The sequence below is a fragment of the Spartobacteria bacterium UBA695 genome (genome assembly GCA_002298145.1).
Taxonomy (GTDB): Bacteria; Verrucomicrobiota; Verrucomicrobiia; order Chthoniobacterales; family Chthoniobacteraceae; genus UBA695.
Map to the genome: position 1 here is coordinate 75316 of DBMP01000003.1, position 18763 is coordinate 94078.

Annotated in this window: 19 protein-coding genes; 7 read left to right on the plus strand and 12 right to left on the minus strand. The window is 57.0% G+C overall.

Translation table 11 applies throughout. The annotated features are described in order from the left end of the window. Positions 1 to 28 precede the first annotated feature (28 nt). Complete coding sequence (locus B2828_RS01120) at positions 29 to 367, plus strand: ArsR/SmtB family transcription factor (RefSeq protein WP_479631833.1); 339 nt, start codon at positions 29 to 31, stop codon at positions 365 to 367. Positions 368 to 370: 3 nt separating this feature from the next. Here the strand turns inward: B2828_RS01120 and B2828_RS01125 are convergent, their stop codons facing one another. From B2828_RS01125 to B2828_RS01155, 7 genes are read right to left on the minus strand one after another with little or no spacing between them, the layout of a single operon-like run. Continuing rightward, positions 371 to 1474, minus strand: a complete 1104-nt coding sequence (locus tag B2828_RS01125) for a permease (protein ID WP_479631834.1) — start codon at positions 1472 to 1474, stop codon at positions 371 to 373. 3 nt (positions 1475 to 1477) lie between these two features. Further along, positions 1478 to 2233 carry a formylmethanofuran dehydrogenase subunit E family protein gene (locus B2828_RS01130; protein WP_479631835.1) on the minus strand — a complete coding sequence of 252 codons (756 nt, stop codon included), beginning with the start codon at positions 2231 to 2233 and terminating at the stop codon, positions 1478 to 1480. 8 nt (positions 2234 to 2241) lie between these two features. After that, positions 2242 to 2943 carry a cytochrome c biogenesis CcdA family protein gene (locus B2828_RS01135; protein ID WP_479631836.1) on the minus strand — a complete coding sequence of 234 codons (702 nt, stop codon included), beginning with the start codon at positions 2941 to 2943 and terminating at the stop codon, positions 2242 to 2244. 16 nt (positions 2944 to 2959) lie between these two features. Continuing rightward, complete coding sequence (locus B2828_RS01140; RefSeq protein ID WP_479631837.1) at positions 2960 to 3379, minus strand: thioredoxin family protein; 420 nt, start codon at positions 3377 to 3379, stop codon at positions 2960 to 2962. Positions 3380 to 3405: 26 nt separating this feature from the next. Then, complete coding sequence (locus B2828_RS01145) at positions 3406 to 3639, minus strand: thioredoxin family protein (protein WP_479631838.1); 234 nt, start codon at positions 3637 to 3639, stop codon at positions 3406 to 3408. Positions 3640 to 3647: 8 nt separating this feature from the next. Continuing rightward, positions 3648 to 4061 carry an ArsR/SmtB family transcription factor gene (locus B2828_RS01150; RefSeq protein WP_479631839.1) on the minus strand — a complete coding sequence of 138 codons (414 nt, stop codon included), beginning with the start codon at positions 4059 to 4061 and terminating at the stop codon, positions 3648 to 3650. Between the two features lie 54 nt (positions 4062 to 4115). After that, positions 4116 to 6488, minus strand: coding sequence for a plasma-membrane proton-efflux P-type ATPase (locus B2828_RS01155; protein ID WP_479631840.1), 2373 nt, complete (start codon positions 6486 to 6488; stop codon positions 4116 to 4118). Between the two features lie 46 nt (positions 6489 to 6534). Between B2828_RS01155 and B2828_RS01160 the strand changes: the two genes are divergently transcribed. Continuing rightward, positions 6535 to 6960, plus strand: coding sequence for a DUF4405 domain-containing protein (locus B2828_RS01160; protein ID WP_479631841.1), 426 nt, complete (start codon positions 6535 to 6537; stop codon positions 6958 to 6960). Here B2828_RS01160 and B2828_RS01165 read toward each other — a convergent pair. After that, the gene (locus B2828_RS01165) at positions 6914 to 7978 is read right to left on the minus strand and encodes a TQO small subunit DoxD (RefSeq protein ID WP_479631842.1); all 1065 of its coding nucleotides are present in this window, start codon (positions 7976 to 7978) and stop codon (positions 6914 to 6916) included. The two genes, B2828_RS01160 and B2828_RS01165, sit on opposite strands and share 47 nt — an antisense overlap. Positions 7979 to 8117: 139 nt before the next feature. Here B2828_RS01165 and bioB point away from each other — a divergent pair, with 139 nt between their 5' ends. The 3 genes from bioB (at position 8118) to B2828_RS01180 (ending at position 10684) form a co-directional block, all read left to right on the plus strand. After that, positions 8118 to 9104 carry a biotin synthase BioB gene (gene bioB, locus B2828_RS01170; RefSeq protein WP_479631843.1) on the plus strand — a complete coding sequence of 329 codons (987 nt, stop codon included), beginning with the start codon at positions 8118 to 8120 and terminating at the stop codon, positions 9102 to 9104. 141 nt (positions 9105 to 9245) lie between these two features. Further along, a complete protein-coding gene (locus tag B2828_RS01175; RefSeq protein WP_479631844.1) occupies positions 9246 to 9989 on the plus strand; it encodes a metallophosphoesterase family protein in 744 nt (247 codons plus the stop codon). Between the two features lie 98 nt (positions 9990 to 10087). Continuing rightward, the gene (locus B2828_RS01180) at positions 10088 to 10684 is read left to right on the plus strand and encodes a tyrosine-type recombinase/integrase (protein ID WP_479631845.1); all 597 of its coding nucleotides are present in this window, start codon (positions 10088 to 10090) and stop codon (positions 10682 to 10684) included. 65 nt (positions 10685 to 10749) lie between these two features. Here the strand turns inward: B2828_RS01180 and B2828_RS01185 are convergent, their stop codons facing one another. From B2828_RS01185 to B2828_RS01195, 3 genes are all read right to left on the minus strand, one after another. Further along, positions 10750 to 11088, minus strand: a complete 339-nt coding sequence (locus B2828_RS01185; RefSeq protein ID WP_479631846.1) for a hypothetical protein — start codon at positions 11086 to 11088, stop codon at positions 10750 to 10752. Positions 11089 to 11205: 117 nt separating this feature from the next. Further along, a complete protein-coding gene (locus tag B2828_RS01190; RefSeq protein WP_479631847.1) occupies positions 11206 to 14460 on the minus strand; it encodes a protein kinase domain-containing protein in 3255 nt (1084 codons plus the stop codon). A gap of 55 nt (positions 14461 to 14515) precedes the next feature. Further along, positions 14516 to 15262 (minus strand): RNA polymerase sigma factor, encoded by a 747-nt coding sequence (locus tag B2828_RS01195; protein WP_479631848.1) that lies wholly within the window; start codon positions 15260 to 15262, stop codon positions 14516 to 14518. Positions 15263 to 15501: 239 nt separating this feature from the next. On the opposite strand from B2828_RS01195, the gene B2828_RS01200 reads away from it, so the two are divergent. Together B2828_RS01200 and B2828_RS01205 are read left to right on the plus strand one after the other, a co-directional pair. Next, positions 15502 to 16224 carry a hypothetical protein gene (locus B2828_RS01200; RefSeq protein WP_479631849.1) on the plus strand — a complete coding sequence of 241 codons (723 nt, stop codon included), beginning with the start codon at positions 15502 to 15504 and terminating at the stop codon, positions 16222 to 16224. A gap of 227 nt (positions 16225 to 16451) precedes the next feature. After that, entirely contained in the window at positions 16452 to 17453 is a 1002-nt protein-coding gene (locus tag B2828_RS01205; RefSeq protein WP_479631850.1) for a DNA-binding protein, read from the plus strand. A 311-nt stretch (positions 17454 to 17764) separates the two neighbouring features. On the opposite strand, the gene B2828_RS01210 is transcribed toward B2828_RS01205, so the two are convergent. Continuing rightward, on the minus strand, positions 17765 to 18100 hold the full coding sequence (locus B2828_RS01210; protein WP_479631851.1) for a hypothetical protein: 336 nt from the start codon (positions 18098 to 18100) through the stop codon (positions 17765 to 17767). Positions 18101 to 18763 lie beyond the last annotated feature (663 nt).

The window sequence follows — 18763 nt, forward strand, 5'->3', positions numbered from 1 at the left end:
TATAGTGCGCAAGAATCTTTTTTGTCACATGCCCAAAACCCGCACATCCGCCAAGCTATCCGACGCCGCCATCGAGTTGATCGCCGCCCGGTTTCGAGCGTTGAGTGAACCGACCCGGCTCAAATTGCTGATGGTCCTGGAGGAAGGCGAAAAAAGCGTTACCGAATTGGTTCAAGCCACTGGCGCGACGCAAACCAATGTTTCCCGCCAACTGGGTATCCTGACGACGGCGGGATTGCTGGCTCGGCGCAAAAGTGGCCTTAGCGTCTTCTATCGCATCGCCGATCCCGGTATCTTTGATCTTTGCGGCCATGTCTGCAAAAGCCTCCAAAAGCGGCTTGCCAAGGAAAACGCGATTTTCGGGTAACCGCTACATGATGAAGTTGAAGAGATAGCCGACGAGCATGATTCCAATGGCGACAACGCCGAAGAACGTGGCGATGAGCGGCAACTTGAGCACTTTACGCAAGATCACGGCTTCCGGCGCAGAAAGACCGATGACCGCCATCATGAAAGCCAGCACCGTGCCCAGCGCGGCCCCCTTGCCGAGGAGCGCTTGGACGATGGGGATGATCCCGGCGGCATTGGAATACATCGGCACGCCCATGACCACGGCCACGGGCACCGACCACCACACCCCTTTGCCCATCACGGACGCCATCAGCCCTTCGGGGACATAGCCGTGAATCCCAGCCCCGACCGCGATGCCGAGCATCACATAAAACCACACCTTGCCCACGATCTCGCGCACAGCGTTCCAGCCATACTGGATACGTTCGGGCCAGGTCAGCCGCGTATCCTCTGCGGCGGAGCCAGTCTGCATGGCATAGACCCATTCCTCGACGTGGCGCTCCATCTTCAGGCGGCCAATGATCCAACCCGCCACGAGTGCAATCACAAGGCCGGTGCCAAGGTAAATCGCCGCCACCTTCCAGCCGAACAGGCCGAACAACAGCACGAGCGCGATTTCGTTCACCATCGGGGCGGAAATTAGAAACGAGAACGTTACCCCAAGCGGCACGCCGGTCGTGACGAAGCCGATAAAGAGCGGCACCGCCGAGCACGAGCAGAACGGTGTGACCACGCCCAGCAACGCCGCAAGAACGTTCCCGACAAACTCGCCCTTGCCCGATAGAATCCGCCGGGTCCGTTCCGGCGTGAAGAAGGAGCGGATGACACCGATGCCAAATACCACCAGCACGAGCAGCATCAGCACCTTCGGCACCTCAAAGACGAAGAACTCTACGGCGGAGGCCATCTGAGAGCCTTTGCTAAGGCCGATCAGCGAGTAGGTAAACCATCCCGCCAACTGCGAGAGTCTGCCATAGACAAGCCACCAAACAATCAGGCCCGCGAGTCCGACCGAGAAGTATTTGGTTAGGCTTGGGCCACTTCCAGCCGTGGAGGAACAAGCCTGCTCACTGTTAGCGGAATTGCAGCAGCAGTTCGGTTTCTTTTTTGGGTCTTCTTGCATGGTTTAAGGATGGGAGCTTTGTGCGCCCACGTTCTTGTTCACAACATCGCCCCGCTTGCCGAGGTGCTCATAGGCGTCCGGCTGCCAAACGAAATCCGTCAGCGGCGTCACGGTGAAGGATTCGGCGAGCGGGTGCTGCATCAGTCGGCGCGCGTAATCCCACTGCAACTGCTGGCAGCGCCGCATTTCCTCATTGGTAAAGTCGCCCTTGCGGATTTTCGCTTCCAGTTGGGCCACGTCGGCGGGGAACACGCCGGGCTTCAATGCGACCTTCACCGCCTTCCCTGTGGAGAACCGGCAGAGGATAAATTCTGCGCCCATCGCCGGATCGATTTTCTGAGAGCCGAATCGGATGCGTCCGCCGGTAAGGTAGGCCACAACGTCGCCATAGCACGGCGAGTTGTTCGAGATGCCGCCGGTATCGGTGCGGTCGATCACTCCCTCGGGATATAGTTCCTGCATCCCGAGACTCAACGCGCAGGCTGCCGTCACGAGGCCATCGCAGGGATGCCCGTGCATCTTCACGAGGTCTTTGATGGTGATGCTCTTGGTCTGCGGCGAGTAGGGACCGAGGCTGCTCTCGGTGTCCCGCACTTGAAACACCGGGGCATAGGGCGCTTGGACAATCCAATCCGGATAATACCAAGCGGCCTCTTCCTGCTTGGGATTGGCATTGCATCCGCCCAAAAGCAGCGCGGCTACGGCCAGGAAAACGGCAGACAGGCGCAGCGCCCAATAGGGCCAATTTGTCGAGTTCATTGGATGATTCAATGTTGCGCCACGTAGATGAGGTAAATTCCGCCCACGATCACCAGCACCCCGCAGATGGATTTGAGAATCGTGATGCCCTTGGACTTTTCGTTCCAATCGAGGTAACGCTGGACCAACTCCGTCGAGGTGCCAGCCAGCACGATTACCGAGCAATGCCCGATGCCATAGGCCAGTAGCATGGCCGCTGCCTGAATGGCGTTCGTTTGTGCGAGCTTGAACGTGACGCCTAGAATCGGGGCCATGTAAGCAAAGGTGCAAGGCCCCAGGGCAATCCCGAACACGAGCCCGAGAATCAGCGCGGCGACAAGTCCTTTGCTGCGCATTCCAACTTGACCGGGAGCCGTCCACGGAGTTGGAAGCCAGCCGAAGAGGTAAAGTCCGACCAGGAAGAACACGCAAGCCACAAGGTAATTGCCCCATGGGCCAACATCGCCCATCATGCGCCCCGCTGCCGACGTGACCACCCCGATCACCGCGATGGTCACAAGGATGCCGGTGGAAAAGAGCGTCGCTGTCCAGAAAGCCCGCGCGGTGGACACCTTCCCTTGTCCCCCGATGAAGCCTACAATGAGGGGGATGCTGGAAAGGTGACAGGGGCTCAGGATAATACTCAGAATACCCCACACGAAGGCCGCCCCGAGGGCAATTACCGCCGAGCCTTCCACCGCGTGAGTCAGTGAAATAAAGAGAGTCTCCATGGTTTCCTGGGACCTGTTATGGCGCGGTCTTCTTCTCGGCGAACGTTACTCCGAGCTGCTTCCATTTTTTGAGGATGTCCTCCTTGGAGATGAAGCCTTCGTGGCGGAAGAGTTCCTTCCCGGTGGCATCGTAGAAAATCTGCGTCGGGATCATCTTGATCCCATATTTCTTCCCAGCGTCGGGGTTTTGCCAAACGTCGATGAACTCCACCTGCATCCGGCCCGCGTATTCCTTTTTCAGACCCTCCAGCACCGGGGCCATCATTTTGCATGGAATGCAGCGGCCCGCGCCCAAGTCAACCAGCCTTGGCTGGGGCGTGTTCACGGCGGTGGACGCAGGGCTCCCAGCGGAAGGCTCGGCGGCAAACGCCACGGTCCCCCACCACAATGCGCAACACGTTATTACAGCCAGCGTCATCCTTGATCCTGTTTTCATAAGAGTGTGTTGGTTGAAAAATTTGCCTACTTGATCAATTCGCAAACTTCGTCCACAGACGGGACTCTGCCGCTAACCTTGACCACGCCGTCTACCACGAGGGCAGGCGTTGTCATCACGCCGAACGCCATGATTTTCTGGATCTCCGTCACTTTCTCGATTTCGAACGGCAACCCGAGCGATTCGGCGGCGTGTTCGGTGACTTCGGCGAGCTTTTTGCATTTGGCACAGCCGGTGCCGAGGATTTGTAGTTTCTTCATAAATGCTGTCAGGAAATGGTTGCCTTGAGGCGTGAGGACTTGGTGGAGGAAACTTTGGGACACGGGCAGTAGCCGTCATCGAGCAATGCCTGCACGTTTTTTGCCCCCATCAACTTTTCCAGCCGTTCCCGGTCTTTCCGGAACTGAGGGTCCGTATTGCCGGCGTTTTGAATACACTGGAGATTGGCCTCCAGTGCCTCGGGACGGCCGGACGGCAGCGAATAAATCATCCAACTCCGATATCGCCGCCCCGTTACCAGTCCACGCTCCCGCAGGTAACCGAGGTGCTGTGAAACGACGACTTGTGATTTGCGCAAAACAGCTTGAATGTGGCAGACACAAAGCGGCGAAACCGAAAGCAGCCCCAGAATACGAACCCGGGTTTCATCGCTCAGGCTCTTGTAGATATCGAGAAGCTTCACGCCGCAAATATAAGCGCCGTGCGATATAAGGCAACAGCAATATCGAAATTGTTGCTAGCGTAGGTAAAGTCGGCCAAACAACCAGGTTTTCAGCCAATCCAATCCGAAGCTGTAAATGACGGTTGCGATTGCCACCCGTGCCAACAGCTCTGTTGGAAGCGACGGCATAATCCACCCTGTCCGGGCTAGCATCACTGCCACGGCAACGCCCAAAACCGAGCTGATCACGAGCGGGAAGCTTGGGATTGAATCCCAGAAATGCCCGCGCTCCCGGAGCAGGTAAACGTTGGCCTGCGTGCTAAAAATGATGGTGATAAATAGAAGCGTCTGCAAATGCGGGGCATCCAAACGCAGGACGTAATTTCCGAACACAAACACGCCGAAAGAAAACACGAACACGCCCAGGGCAAAGATCGAGGCGGTGGTAACAATGGCGCGAGTGTTCCAGCGGTTGGGACGGCTCGAAATGCTCATCTTGTCAGTGGATAGGGCCATGGTCAGGAAATCGTTGAGAAACATGATGAGCACCATCATGAGCGGTGTCAGCGGTCGGTGGCCGGTGAGGAAAAAGCCGCCGACGAGCAGGAACATGATCTCGATTTTTTTGGTCAGCATGTTCAGCGTGTAAGTCATCATTCGCTGAAACACGCCTCGGCTTTCATGGAGCGCGGGCACCACGTCGCCCAGCCCGGGCCGGGTGAGGACGATGGCGGCGGCGGCCTTCGCGACGTCGGTCGCGTTAGCCACCGCCACGCCCACTTCCGCCTGGCGGAGTGCCGGGGCGTCGTTGACGCCATCGCCACTCATTCCGACGACGTTTCCCCGTTGCTGAAAGGCGCGCACCAGCTTGAACTTGTCCTCGGGAAACACGCCGGAAAAAATGTCGTCATCAAGCGCCTCGCCGTGAAAGTGTCCGCCAAGCCGATCCGCCGGGTAAAGCCGAGGCGGGATGCCGACTTGGGCTGCGACATTCATCGCCGTCAGCACGTTATCTCCGGTGACCATCACCACGCGCACCCCTGCATCCCGGATAGCGCTGACAACGGCCTTGGAGTCTTCTCGAACGGCATCTTCCAAGCCTATGAGCCCAAGGAAATACCACTTGCCGCCCACGCCTTCGGCCACGGCCAGCGCCCGCTCTCCTTTCGCCGCGATTTCTTGCGCGTGCGGCAGCCACACGGCGTCTTCAATGCCTGCCATTTTTGCGATGACCGGGGGTGCGCCTTTGGTATAGCAGTGCAAGTCCTCTCCGTGGCGATAATCCGCTTCGGCCCGCTTGGTCGCAGGGTCAAACGGCTTGAATCCGGTTCGTTCCGCCTCATTGGCTTGCCAGCCATGCTGCGTGGCGGCATCAACCACAGCGCCATCCACTGGGTCTTGTCCGGCGGGATCGCTGGCAAACGCCGCGGCACATAACAGGTCGTCTTGTGAACCATCCGGCATGGTCCAGAGCGTCTTGACGGTCACTTCATTGCGCGTGAGCGTCCCGGTCTTGTCGCTGCATAGAACCGTCATTGAGGCGATGTCGTGCAGCGCGCTCAACCGGGTGACGAGAACGCCCCGCCCGGTAAGCCGCGCTGCGCCCAGCGCGGCAGTTAGTGTAAAGGTTGCCGGTAGCGCCACAGGGATTGACGCGAGCAGAATCGTGACCAGCAACGGCACGATGAACGAGAGCGACATTCCACGGAACGCGGCATATCCGGCTACACATACAATCATCGCTGCGTTCACCACAAAGAGATTTTCCACCACCGCTGTGATTTCATGTTCCTGCCGATTAGCGGATCGCGCCGTGCGCACCAGCTCCGACGTTTTTCCAAAAAAAGTGCGCGCCCCTGTGGAGATTACTTCGCCCGTCGCCTCGCCGCCACGCACCAACCCACCGGCAAACGCGGATTTGCCGGGTTCGACTGCCACGGCAGCGGATTCGCCCGTCAACGCTGACTGATCTACAAGCAGCGATCCGGTATCGATCCGCACATCAGCGGGCACAATGCCGCCTTGTCGCAGATGAATCACATCGCCGGGAACCAATTCTTCCGAGGGGATGCTCATCCACGCGCCGTCACGCCGAACCCGCGCTACCACCTGCAATTTTTGCCGCAACAGCGCTAGCGTTTTCTGGGTGCGCCCTTCCTGCACTGAACTTAACGCGGCATTGAAAACCAACAACCCGCCAATCACATAGGCTTCCAGCCGTTCGCCGAGGAAAAGCTGGAGCACGATGGTCGCCTCCAAAAGCCACGGCACGGGCGCCCAAAAGCGCCGCAGCAAACGCTTAACCGGATGCGGCTTCTCTTCCTTGACCGCGTTGGGGCCAAACTGCTCCAGCCTCAGCTTCGCCTCGCGGCTGGAAAGCCCGGAAGCGGCTGAGGTGACTATTGACGATGTAGCGCTTTGTTCCCGCATGTTGGTTGCCTCACTCAAAATCGCGGCATCCCGCTATGCCCAGCGCTACGTTTCGGAAGATATCATGAGAACACTGATTCGGCGCGTCTTGAATCTTCTCCTCTATTTGAGCTTTTGCATGATGACGGGCACGGGGCTTCTGATGGCATTTCGGCTAATCCCGGGAAGCCGGGGCGGACGGGGATTAACCGTTTTGGGCTGGACTCGCCATGAATGGGGCGACCTGCATACTTGGATTGCCTACGCTTTCATCGCGCTGATCGTATTGCACTTGGTCATCAATTGGGCATGGCTGACAAAAGTTGCTGGAAATGGACGCCTCTGGCCGCTGTTGATTGGCTTGGCCGCAGGCATTTCAATTATCGCGGCATTCCTTATCTTGCCAGTCCAAGAACGGGGCCGGGGAAAAGGTCGCGGCTTCCATGCTTCAATACCGACACCTGCTACCGGATCTCTCCTCGCACGGGAGCCGACCATTTTGCTCCGCTGACATCCAGTAATTCGAGAGTGTAGGAGCCATTTGCCAAGTGCGCTAACGAATCATGATGCAACGATACCGTGGCCTGTGCCCCCAGCGGCAGAATCAGTCCGTACGGGCCGGGTTTGATTTTTGCAACATACCGGTTGCCAATGTCCGACCCTGCCGTTTTTGCCAGAGCCTCGGCAGACCACGCCGCCTGCTCCCGCCCGTCCCGGTCGAGCAATCTTGCGCCAACAAGAAAGGAACCGTAAACGTCCGCGCCTTCGACGCGCTGCAGGGAGAATCGAAGCACGCCGGAATCCACTCGGGCATTCGTGACCTCCACTTTGGGCCGGACGGACTTATTGTGGAGAGGGCCCCAGACGCCTCCGTGAAATACTTGATTGGTCGTTAGCGTCAGAGCAAATACCGCGACCCCGACCGCCAGCGCTAGACGTGAAAACAAACGCCCATTGCGAAGGGGCACCCCAAATAACATCTGGCCCCAGATGGTGTCTGTGAGACGAGGGAAACGGCGGATCAGGAAATAGTCCACGGAATATCGACCACCTCCGGCCATGGCACAAACCAGTCCCGCCGTGACGCCTAAAACACCGATCTGCCATTCATCGAGGCACGTTGTCCCAAGCCAACCCGCCCCAAGCAAAATCCCGAAGGCCAGCAGACTTGTAGCGATCCCCGCCAGACGGGTCACAAAACCAGCCATCAGTGCCAACCCCACCACGGCTTCCACCGCCGTGAAAACCGCCAACTGCCACCAAAGCAGAACGGGCTGGGAGACAAAAAACTCAATGATCGGTTTGATGACAATCGCATTGGGCAGGAAATGATTGAACTTCTCGCCGATATACCCCGGAGCATCCGATATGAGCTTGTTCTCTAAAACCAGCCTCCTCCAAAAAGCCGAGAAATAGGTCCATCCCACCACCAGCCGAAGCGGAAACAAGATATCGCCCATCAGCAGGGAGCCACGGTCGGTTTCAGAACGCGAATCGGAATGTGTGGGAATCATGGTGTTATGCTGCATTTTGGAGGGGAGCGGTCTACTGGTTCACAGGTACCACGCTCTCATCCGCTTCTTTCATCCGACCGTCACCCTGGCTCATCCGTTCAAATCCCGTCTTTGTCTTGCCCATGGGGAATCTCGATTTTAGGCTGGAAACTCCATGCTTCTGGAAAAACTCCACAACGATGTTTGCAATGGCCAGCGCCTTTCGCAGGAGGAAGCATTGCGTTTGCTAGAAGGAAACGCTCCCCAGGCTTTGTGGAACTTGGCGGGGCGGCTGCGCGTCGCCTTCCATGGGAAAAACATTGAGATGTGCGCCATTCTCAACGCACGGTGCGGACGGTGCAGCGAGGATTGCCGCTGGTGCGCCCAGTCGCGTTTTTACAGCACCGGCGTGGAAATAACGCCGCTGGTGGAGGCACCACAAGCGGTAGCCGCTGCCAAAAAGGCGCAGCAAAACGGGGTACACCGCTTCGCCTTGGTCACCAGCGGACGCAAAGTGAGTCGGGCGGACGTAGAGCGACTCTGCGCCGTCTACCGGGAAATGCGGGAAAAAACTCCCGGCTTGCGTTTTTGCGCCTCGTTGGGGCTATTAACCCGCCCCGAACTGGATGCACTTGCCGCCAGCGGCGTAAGCCGCTACCACTGCAATCTCGAAACCGCCCCGTCATTTTTTTCCAAGCTCTGTACCACCCACACGCCTCAGGAGAAAATGGAAACCCTGCGCCACGCCCGCGCGGCGGGGATGAGCCTTTGCTCCGGCGGGATCATCGGGATGGGCGAAGGATTTGCCGAGCGTATTGAAATGGCTATTGCGTTGCGAGAACTCGGGGTCGATTCCATCCCCATCAACGTCCTGTATCCCATTAAGGGCACCCCGCTCGAATCCATGCCGCCACTGCCGTCGGAAGAAATCCTAACCAGCGTCGCCATCTTCGTCATCCTTTATCCCGAAGCCACGGTCCGCCTCGCCGGTGGGCGTATCCTCTTCGAGAAGGTAATGCCACAGCTCCTGCAGGCGGGTGTCAGCGCGCTGATCGCAGGCGACATGCTCACCACCGAAGGGCCGTCCATCAAACGCGACAAAGCACTCCTTGCCCGCGAAGGATTGACGCCCGCTCGTCCCGGAATCCGAACCGCAGGCTAAAAAACGCAGCGTGACCACGATATCCAATTCACGTGAATAATAGAAGGCGGAGAATTCCGGCTCTTGTGTTCACGCATTGTGCTTTCGAGATCGTCCTGCCGAAACGATTTTTTGTAAGCATGAAATACCAGTAACTGTGTAATGCGCGTCTTAACCGTTGCCGACTTGCACCAACGCCGCCACCTGTACGAGCAACTCACTGCTGCTGTGCGATTGCACAAGCCGGATGTGCTCGCCGTTCTTGGCGATTTTCTTGATGGATTTACCCCTCAGGCGCACACCCCTGAAATGCTCACAGTTACTGAGTGCGCCATGGTCCTTGCCGCCCTGCCGTGCAAGATTGTCTTTTGTCGAGGAAACCATGAAGACAGCAACTTCGAGGATTTCGAGCTAGTTTGGCGCGCGGCGGGGCGACCGGCGCACTTTCTGCACGGCAGCGCGGTCTTTGTCGGCCCGCTCGCAATCGTGGGGTTCCCGTGCTGGATGGGCGACGATGAATGGTATGCGCAGGGACGTGCGCTGGACAGTTACGAACCGGACGTATGGTTGACCCGCCTCCTGCGCGCGGCAGGCCCCGCAGGAGGTGCTCTCTGGATCGCGCACGAACCACCGTGCTTGGAATTGTCCGAAGGGTGGCTGTCGGCTCCCGAATGGGCGGACGCGATCCGGCGGCATCAGCCTTTGGTCTTTGCTTGCGGGCACGACCACAACACGCCGCTCCGGGCCGAACGGTGGCTCGAGGAAATTGGCCGGACAAAGTGCATCAACGTTGGGCAGCGAGTCTATCCCCATCCTGGCAAGTTGCTCTACTGCACGTTGGAGTTTGAGTTCGCTGCGGATGGAACACCGAAGCTTTCTGCTCCTCCTCAACGGCACGGTGCATAACTGATCGGAAAGCAAGCGAGCCCCGCCATTTTCCATGTCGAGGAATCCGACGGAATAGGGGCCATTGCGTGGGAGCGTTGGCGTACCGTATCTCTCGTATGAACTACAAAGGCTGCAAAGCTCTTACCGATGAGGAGGTAAACAAGCTGCTCGAAGGTATGACGGGGCGGCACGCACTGCGCGACCGGGCGCTTTTCACCCTGGGCGTTTTCTCAGGGTTCCGAGTTTCAGAACTGCTTTCCGTTCGCGTCCAAGACATTTGCCGCGATGGTCGCATCGTCGATTCACTGACGGTTCGGCGGGAAAGTATGAAAGGAAAGTGGGAGGCTCGGACGATGCCCATTCATCGGACGGCAAAAGAGGCCCTCGAACGTTACATTCGCGTGGAAAAACTGGACCACCCGTTTCACGCTCGCACAGCTCTCTTTTTTGCGCAGGGCAAGACAACAGCGATGTCAGCCGCGCACGCTTGGGAGGTCATCCAGGCTGCGGCGGAGCGAATGGGCGTCTCAACCGAACGGCTCGGCACTCATTCGATGCGCAAAACCTTCGCGAGCCGGATGTGGACGAATCCCCGGATTAGCGGTGACCTCTGCAAAATGCAACGCCTTCTCGGCCACGTGAATGTGAATAATACCGTCCGGTACGTGGAGTTTGCCTCCGGACTGCTCGAAGCCGCCGTGCTTGAAGCTTAACGTGCCGCTACACACGCTGCCCTTTATTGCAGGCGGCTATAGCTGTCCGAATGTTCCTGAGGAAGCTAGCAATAATTATCGGGAATGATGGCATGGCACACGGAAACGAACTTTTCGGGGTCGTCCGGCGCGAATACGACACCCTTCATGAACCCTGATTTTTTCGTCAGCAAGACATGACGGCACAAGTCGCAGTAATCGAGCTTTAATCCCCAAAGTGTTATCCCTTTCACGCTAAACAAGGCGGAAGGACGCACTTCGATTTTCCCAATCTGGGCGGCAGGGATAACGAGCGTGTGAAAAGCCGTCCAGCATTGGAGTTCCACCCGGTCGCTATAAATGCGGTATTCCGGCCAAAGGCTCTTGGCTGTTCGCTTGGAAACGTAAAGGGGCAATTCATCCATACGAATAAAAATGATGAAATATTATTTTTGCTCCTTGGCTGGTGGCGTTGGCGAGCTCCCCAACATGGATGAACCGGCTGGTACGACCCAAAGGCCGCTCACTTTTCCTGCCCGGTTTTACACGATTTTTAGATCCACCTGCATCCGTTCCCATCGGCAGGGAACGTAAACGATGATGAATTCCTGAAAGGCTTCCTCCCTGGGAGCATCGTGTCCCAGATACTTTCCACCGCCCGAACCCAACTGAGCCCAAACCGTGCCGAGCATTTGCTCCGACATCGCGCCGCTCATCGTAGTGTCAAACTCCGCCCGCGCCTTGGCAAAGTCGCCCTTTGCGAGGAGGTCGACGAACGCCACAGCCCGGGTTTTCATATCCTGGCTTGGTGCAGAGGAACCCGGAACCGGGGAAGGGCTGGGGGTTGGTGTTGCCGAGGGTTCGGGCATGCCTGTTCCAATAGCCTTGGTAAGCTTTGCGGCAAGATCGCGGGCCTCTTGTTCGGGCAGATTCCCCACGGAAAAGTTTCCACCAAAGATGGGGTCTTTAACTCTGGGCGCGGAGAGGAGCCTGCCATCGACGACAAACCCGATCTGCTTTTCGAGGCGCCGGGCAGTGATTTCAGCGAACTTCCGCGTGCCTTCTTCGTCCAAAGTTACTTTCAGGGTATATACGCCATTACCATCCGGTTCCGGCTTTACCGAACGGACGTTCAGCCAATCCAGCAGCACAGGCTTTTCGAGATGGACGGTTTCGGTCTGCCCGCTGGGGCTGGTAAGCGGATAATCCTTTGTGTCCGGTCCGGCATTCGCAGCTACTCCGTGAACGGACAGCAATTCCGAGCCCCAGCCTGACACGTTTTGAGCCCACTGCGCGGAGGGCTGGCTGGCTTCGACCGGCAGCAAAATACGCATGCCTTTGGGAGTTAGCCCTGCCTGGAACACAGGGCCCTGTCCGTTGTGCGCGGGATCGGTGTTTTGGAAAGAAGCGCTCATAAGCAATTTCCCATTCAGGGCATATTGTTTGCCGTTGCGTTCCCACGATTCCGGTTGCACATCACTCCGCCGCTCACATTTCACCTTCACCCGCGGCCAGGAGAATACCCGGTCAAAAAGCGGGAGGATAGATTTCTGCAAATCGGCCATCGTTTCCGCATCGATGCCGTCCTGGTTAATTAAAGCGAGAACCTCGGCCTTGTCCTTCCGGTCCACCGCATCTTGGAGCGTTGCCTGAAAACGTTCGATAGGGGACTGCTCGGTTGACAGGACGGCCTCGATGTTCCGGGGCTTTGCCATATTCTGCACTATTTTGTAACGGATCTTCGCGCCGTCGTTGGCGTTGAAGCCGAGGATTTGAAGAATGCCTATACCGCCTTCTCGCGTCTGAAAGGCGTACGTCACTGGTGAATCCTTGCCGTGATTCAGCGGTTGAAAGGTTTCCTTTTTGGCCGATTCGAGCGCCTGGAAGAGTTGTTCGACGGTTATCGTTTCCCAAGCGTCGTTTTTTAAGATGGCGACCTTCATATCGACCGCGCCGATGTCGGGGCCGCTGCTGATATAAACATCCATGCCCTGCTGTTCCAACCATTTATACAGTCCGAGGACAAACTTCCCAATGTCGTTCTCCCCCGAGACCGATTTCGGAGGCGTGGCGAGTTTGCCGGTATCTAAATCCATGGCGCTTTCCATGGCTACTGTTTGTTCGATTGCGGGGCCAAAGGAGAGGGAGTGCTCGTGGTTTACCGATGTTGTGGATCGGGCAGGTTGTTGTCGCTGATGAACCGATGTCCAAGAGATCGCGATACTCACTCCAAAGAGAGCCAAGATGAGCAGAGCGCTGGCAAACTGGAGCAACCCGAGCCACCATCTCGTTTTCTTCCCGGTTCTACGGTTTTCGCGAGCCTTGGCCCACTCAATCGATCCCCAGGCAATCGCAAAAATTACAAACCCAAAGATAGGGCTGGTGATGGGCATCCAATCCAGGAATTTCTGCGACCACGAGTCCTGAAAAAATCGCACGGCCTCAGGGTCCTTCGTTATTGAATCCCACACATGCATTCCAATTGCCCGGCCTCCCTTTGCAAAGTACCCCATCGCTGTCCCGCCCATGGCAATAGGTGCCAGCGCCAGTCCGCCCCATGCGCCGATCAGTCCCAAAGCTAGTCCAGCAAAGGCCCATAGTCCCAAAGCCAGCCCACCCACGGAAATGACGCCGAAAGCTGCCCCTCCCAGTGCGATGCCCCCCATGGCGCACCCGCCAATGGCGATCACTCCCTGAGCGATATCCCCAATGGCGATAATACCGCGCGCCACGAGCTTCCGGCCAGTGGTCGGATCCGTGCCTTGCGTAATATGAACCAGCGGTAGGCCAAAGAGCGTGGCTCTGCTTCGGTAATTAACTGGCCTATTCCACGGGTAGGCTTTTGGCCGTTCCGTTCCCGCAGAACCGGGCGTACCCGCAATCGTCTCCACCTCGGTCTTGACCTCCCCGGCCTGTTGGTAGCGCCGGTCGGGTTCTTTCTCCAAAGCTCGTAGCACCACCTCATCCAGGCGCACGTCGATGTGGACTTTGCGCGAGGGAGGCGCGAACCGGCCCAACGGCAGCTCGCCCGTAAGCATCTGGTAAAAGACCACGCCCAGCGAATAGATGTCCGCCCGGTGATCGACTTCGCTCGGGTGTTCCACTTGTTCCGGAGCCATGTAGGCAGGCGTTCCCACTACGTCGCCCATGCTTGTGAGCGTAAAATCTTGAGCTTCCCGTCCTACGATTTTGGCAATGCCGAAGTCGGCGATCTTCACGTGGCCCGACTTATCGACGAGGATGTTTTCCGGCTTGATATCGCGGTGAACGATACCCTGCTTGTGCGCGTATTGGAGCGCATCGCAGATTTGCGGGACAATAGCGAGCGCTTGCTCCGGCGTGACACCGCCCGAAGCCAGCACTTGGCGCAGATTTGCCCCGTCCACATACTCCATGATGAAATAAAAGAGGCCGTTGGTTTCTCCGGAATCATGGACCGTGACAATATTGGGGTGGTCGAGCTTCGCCAACGCGCGGGCCTCCCGAGTGAACCGTTCCGCAAACGCCGGATCGCGCTGAGCCATGGCCGGGAGAACCTTCAAAGCCACCCAGCGGTCCAGCCCCTTGTGCCGGGCCTTGTAAACCGCCCCCATGCCGCCGCGCCCGAGGAGTTCCGCTATTTCGAGCTGCGAAAAATAGGCGGCGAGCGCCTCCGGCGTGGGCGAAGGGAGATCGGGGGCGCTCCCCGCCGCCTGCGTTTCCAAACCACGCCGCAACAAACAGGCCGGGCAAAGCCCTTCCGGCGTCTCTGCCGGAAGCTTTCCGCCACATTCGGGACACTGGGCTTCATTACTCATAGAGGGAATAGGTTCACCTCTTGAAAAAGCAAATCGCGCCAAAGGTTACAGAATTTCATCGGAAAGAGGCGAAAAGGTTCCGAATTTCCTCATCGACCTCCACGGCGGTGCTCACCGTCTGCGCGATTTCATCCCTCAGAAGTTCGCGGTAGCGTCGGCGCAAACGGTGGACGGCTACTTTGACCGCCCCCTCGCTCAAGCCGCAACGCTCCGCTGCCGCCGCATGGGAATCAGCCTTCCCGTCGCCGGTTAAATAACCTTTCAGCTCCTCGAAAAGCACTTCCTTGCCCGCCGAGGAAAACTCGGCACGTAGTCGCGAAAGCGCTTGATCCAGCACGGTGAGCGCCCATTGCCGGTCAAACGCCTTGTCGGGTGAGAGATCGTCAGAGGGCTCCAACTGGCGGCGCTTCTCGGCATCCAACGCATCAAGATGGATGGGCGGCACTCCGCCTCCTCTCTTCAACGCCCGCGCCCAGTCGCATTCATTGGCCAGGAAGTGCTTAAGCGAGGCGAGCAGGAACGACCGGAACTTCCCCTTGTCGGGGTCAACCGTTGCCAGGCCGTTTCCCTGCAAAAGCCGGGCAAAAAATTCCTGCGTCAAATCCTCGGCTTCCTGCGCGTCGATTCCCCGCCACCGAAGATAAGTATAAAGCGGCCGCCAATAACACTGGCAAAGCTCACCCAAAGCCCGGAAACCTGTTCCGCTTCCCTGCCCGGCAGCGGAGAGCACCATCGTCCAGCGCGTCGCGGCGAAGAAGCCGGAAGTGTGCGAAGGCGAACGGGCTGAGGTGGAAAGCTGCATGGCGAGACCGACCGTGGTGGTGTGAGGCGAAGAGTTCCCGGGTTATACCGCGTCGCTTCGCAAACTCCAACGAATTACGGGAGGAAAATTGAACACCCCAGTCCTGATGTGGCAATTCCCTGATTTCCAAGAAGTTCCTATTAACTCCGCCGAGCTCAGTCCTTCCGCCAAAAAGGCAATTCTCGCAAAAATCAAAAAAAATCTGCGATGGGCAGAATCTGGGGGGTGTATCCTAAATAGTGAAAAAGAACACCCTATTGCAGCTCACTAAATCTCACGGCGTCATTAAATCTTCCGTCCGCCGTCTCCATACAACCAACGACAAGGACGATGGTATTCTCCCGGCTAGCGAGACAAACCGCACGCTGTACCTTGGGACCACGCCTGACGGCGGCACGCTGCTTTGGCTCGAATCCGAGGCCGGTGGCCTGGAAGTGGCAACAGACGAACCTGGCCAGTTTGCCGAGTTTCTTTCGGAGCTGACTGACAACGATATATTCCGGCTTAGCAGATACACCCGCTTGCTGATGGGGCGCGCCCTCTTCGACAAAATCTTAAAGGGGATCGAGGGCGATATTTCGATACAAGCCATGGAGATTCTACGGGCGATGGCCGCCGTGGCTGTTGCCTCGGCTCTTACCCGTGAGGTGGCCTTTGCCGAGGTCACATTATCGCTTAGACCCGACTGGCAGGCGTTTTACCTCCCCGAAGACGCGGACGAGGCAACCGCTCGCCAAGCAGTGGCAAAACTCAAAGTCATTCTTGAACGTCACGGCTTGTTAACCATCGCCGTTAAGGAGGGGAATATTCCGGGTGGAGATCTTGTCGAGATTGCCGACGAAATTGGCGATTACCCTCCCATTGAACTCCGCGACCGGATCTTGGAACTCGTCAGAGAAGCCTTCGAGGACTGGCAAGCTTGGGTGAAAAACCTCGCGAGCAACCCAAAGTGCGAAAAGTGAAATTGTTGGTTGCCTGCACTCAAAGAATCGGGAACTAGCTCTCTGAACTCCAAAAACCATGCATATCAACACCCCAGCATCGCTGATATCCAAGCCGAGCCGTGCCGAGCAACCGACACGCAGTAGCACCGCCCACCGATTTCCGGCGTATCTGACGGACAAGATAATGCCGTTACGGTAATGGCATTACCGTAATTACCCAACGAGGAAAACGGAGTAATAGCGCCATGAATACTAAACCACGGCCTGATGTCACCCGGCAAGATGTCGAGAACGCGATAAAACAAATTCGCGCGGGAGGAGAAAACCCGACGGTCAAGCGGATTCGCGCAATCACGGGCGGTTCGGATGCTACGATTAACCGGTTCAAGAATGAAATCGAGGCGGAAGAGACGCTTCCGACAGACTCTCCGGAGGCAGTCCAAGCCTTTCGCGCCCTTTGGGAGAAGGGCGTTCAAGCTGGGGCCGACCGGCTCTCGAAGGAACTCGGAGAGTTGAAAGAAGACTATGGCTCGACGCTTGATGAAAATGAGCGCCTTGTTGCACAGATCCGGAGTGCTGAGGCGCAGGTTGAAAAATTCCAAGAGCAACGAGATGATATGCAATCGCAACTGGCGAAAGCCCAAGCGGAGGCTACACAGGCTCGCGCTAATAGCGAAAGCGACGCCCGCCGTCTCGCGGAAGCGCTTGCTCAGTTGAACTCGCTGCGCGAGCATTTTGCCTCCGAGGGCGCTCGGTTGCGGAGCGAAGTTTCGGAGGCGAATACAAAGGCGCACAGAATGGAGGTCCAGGCGGCAGGTATTCTTGCCGAAAGTGAGCAGCTCAAAACTCGACTGACGGCTGCCGAGGAGAGAAACCGTCATCTCGAAGAGCAGGGCGCGCGTCTCGAATCTCAGGTACGCGAAGAGAATGCAAAACTAGCCGAAGTCCGGACCACCAATAATGAAATGGTGTTAAAACTCACAGAAGCAGAGAATCGGCTGGCTGATGCGCAGAACCGCTATCAGGAGGAAGTTCCGCAGCTCCGGGGAAAACTGGATAATGCAATCGCCAAATGGCATGAAACGGAACTGCATCTCGCTCACCTAAAAGGCCAGTTGGAGCTTGTGAAACCGAAATCCCCAAGTAACGAGAACGCCCCGAAGCCCGCTGTTCGTAAATCGAAATCGGCAAAAGCCAATAACGAAAAATTTGTGAATGGCGTACCCAGCCAAAAAGTCGATTGCTAAAAGGCAGCGGATCGACGCATCGGCATTTATTACACGATCATAACTCCAACTCATCGGCCAAGAGGACGAAAGCCAGGAAAAAGGCGACACTACAAGAGGATGCTATTAGCAGAAACGATAATAGAAACGTTCTATTTCAGGCTATTGAGGGACCAGATCGGTCATCCTTTGAGAACATTTTGCGGAAATTTTAACGGGCACACTCGGGTGAGTTCATAGGTTTAGGTCCGGCTATCGATAGATGGTAATGTTGCCGTGAAGGTCCCCTTCGACGAAAACCCCGGGTATCGCTATGGCCAGATGCCGACCTTTTACCGACGTTTTTCAGATTCGCGGGACCAGGACCACGGAATCGCTGAATAAGTCGCTAGCAACCCCGCTAATATCCCCCTGATGTAGCACAAGACCTCTTTCGTGACGGGCTTACCGGCGGAGTCCGTCGCCTCGACTCGCCATTTCGCCCCCGAGTCGATGACCTCGACATTTTCAAGGCCAGCCCCGGAGAGAACGCGATGGAACCTCTCCCAGATTAAGTCCTGATCCCATCCCTGCACGATAAGGTTCCATTCCCATTCTGCGTCGGTGTACACGGTTATGTTTGCTCGCCGGGCAAGGTTCGCCACGGCTTTGTTTTTTCCGATATCCATACCGAAAACATACGTCTCAGAGATTTGGCCCGTCGGCGGAAAGTGTATAATGTTCGAAAATACAAACCTTACAAATTCCGACCGCTTTCGTAAATCCGTGCTATCGAGCGACTCGTCTGGATTTGTAGTCTTTACTAAGGAAAAGCACCGTCCCAAAGGCGAAGCCCAAAAACTCTGCCCATTCAGGAATGCAAGCCAATCAAACTCCTGCGGCGGGCGGTTTGAACTGCATCGCCTTGGCTCCCTGCTGCTCCTCTACAAATGGCCTGACATCTCGGTCGTATGGAAGAAGTCTTGGGAGGCGAGTTTGCGTAATGGTACGAAATACCGGAGCAGCAGGTGCAGCAGCACAGGGAGACAAAGCTGACGTTGGAAATGCCGCCGGGAAATTATGCCTTACAGCAAGCGCCAGCCGCGCCCCCGGGGAGACTCCAAGCGCAGCTCTCCATGGGTAGCATAAATGGCAATTACTTTTTCCGCTTTACTTTTCTTTCTGTGGAGGAAATATCGCATTCTAGCTGGTGAGAACCAGCCGGGACTTAGTAACCCCGACCAGTGCGGCTGGCAGTAGCCGAGAACTATTGCCGCTTCCGGGCCTATTTAATATGGCCGGGGGGCGGCGGTGCATGTCCAGACCCAACGGTTAAAGCAACTCTGTTAGTG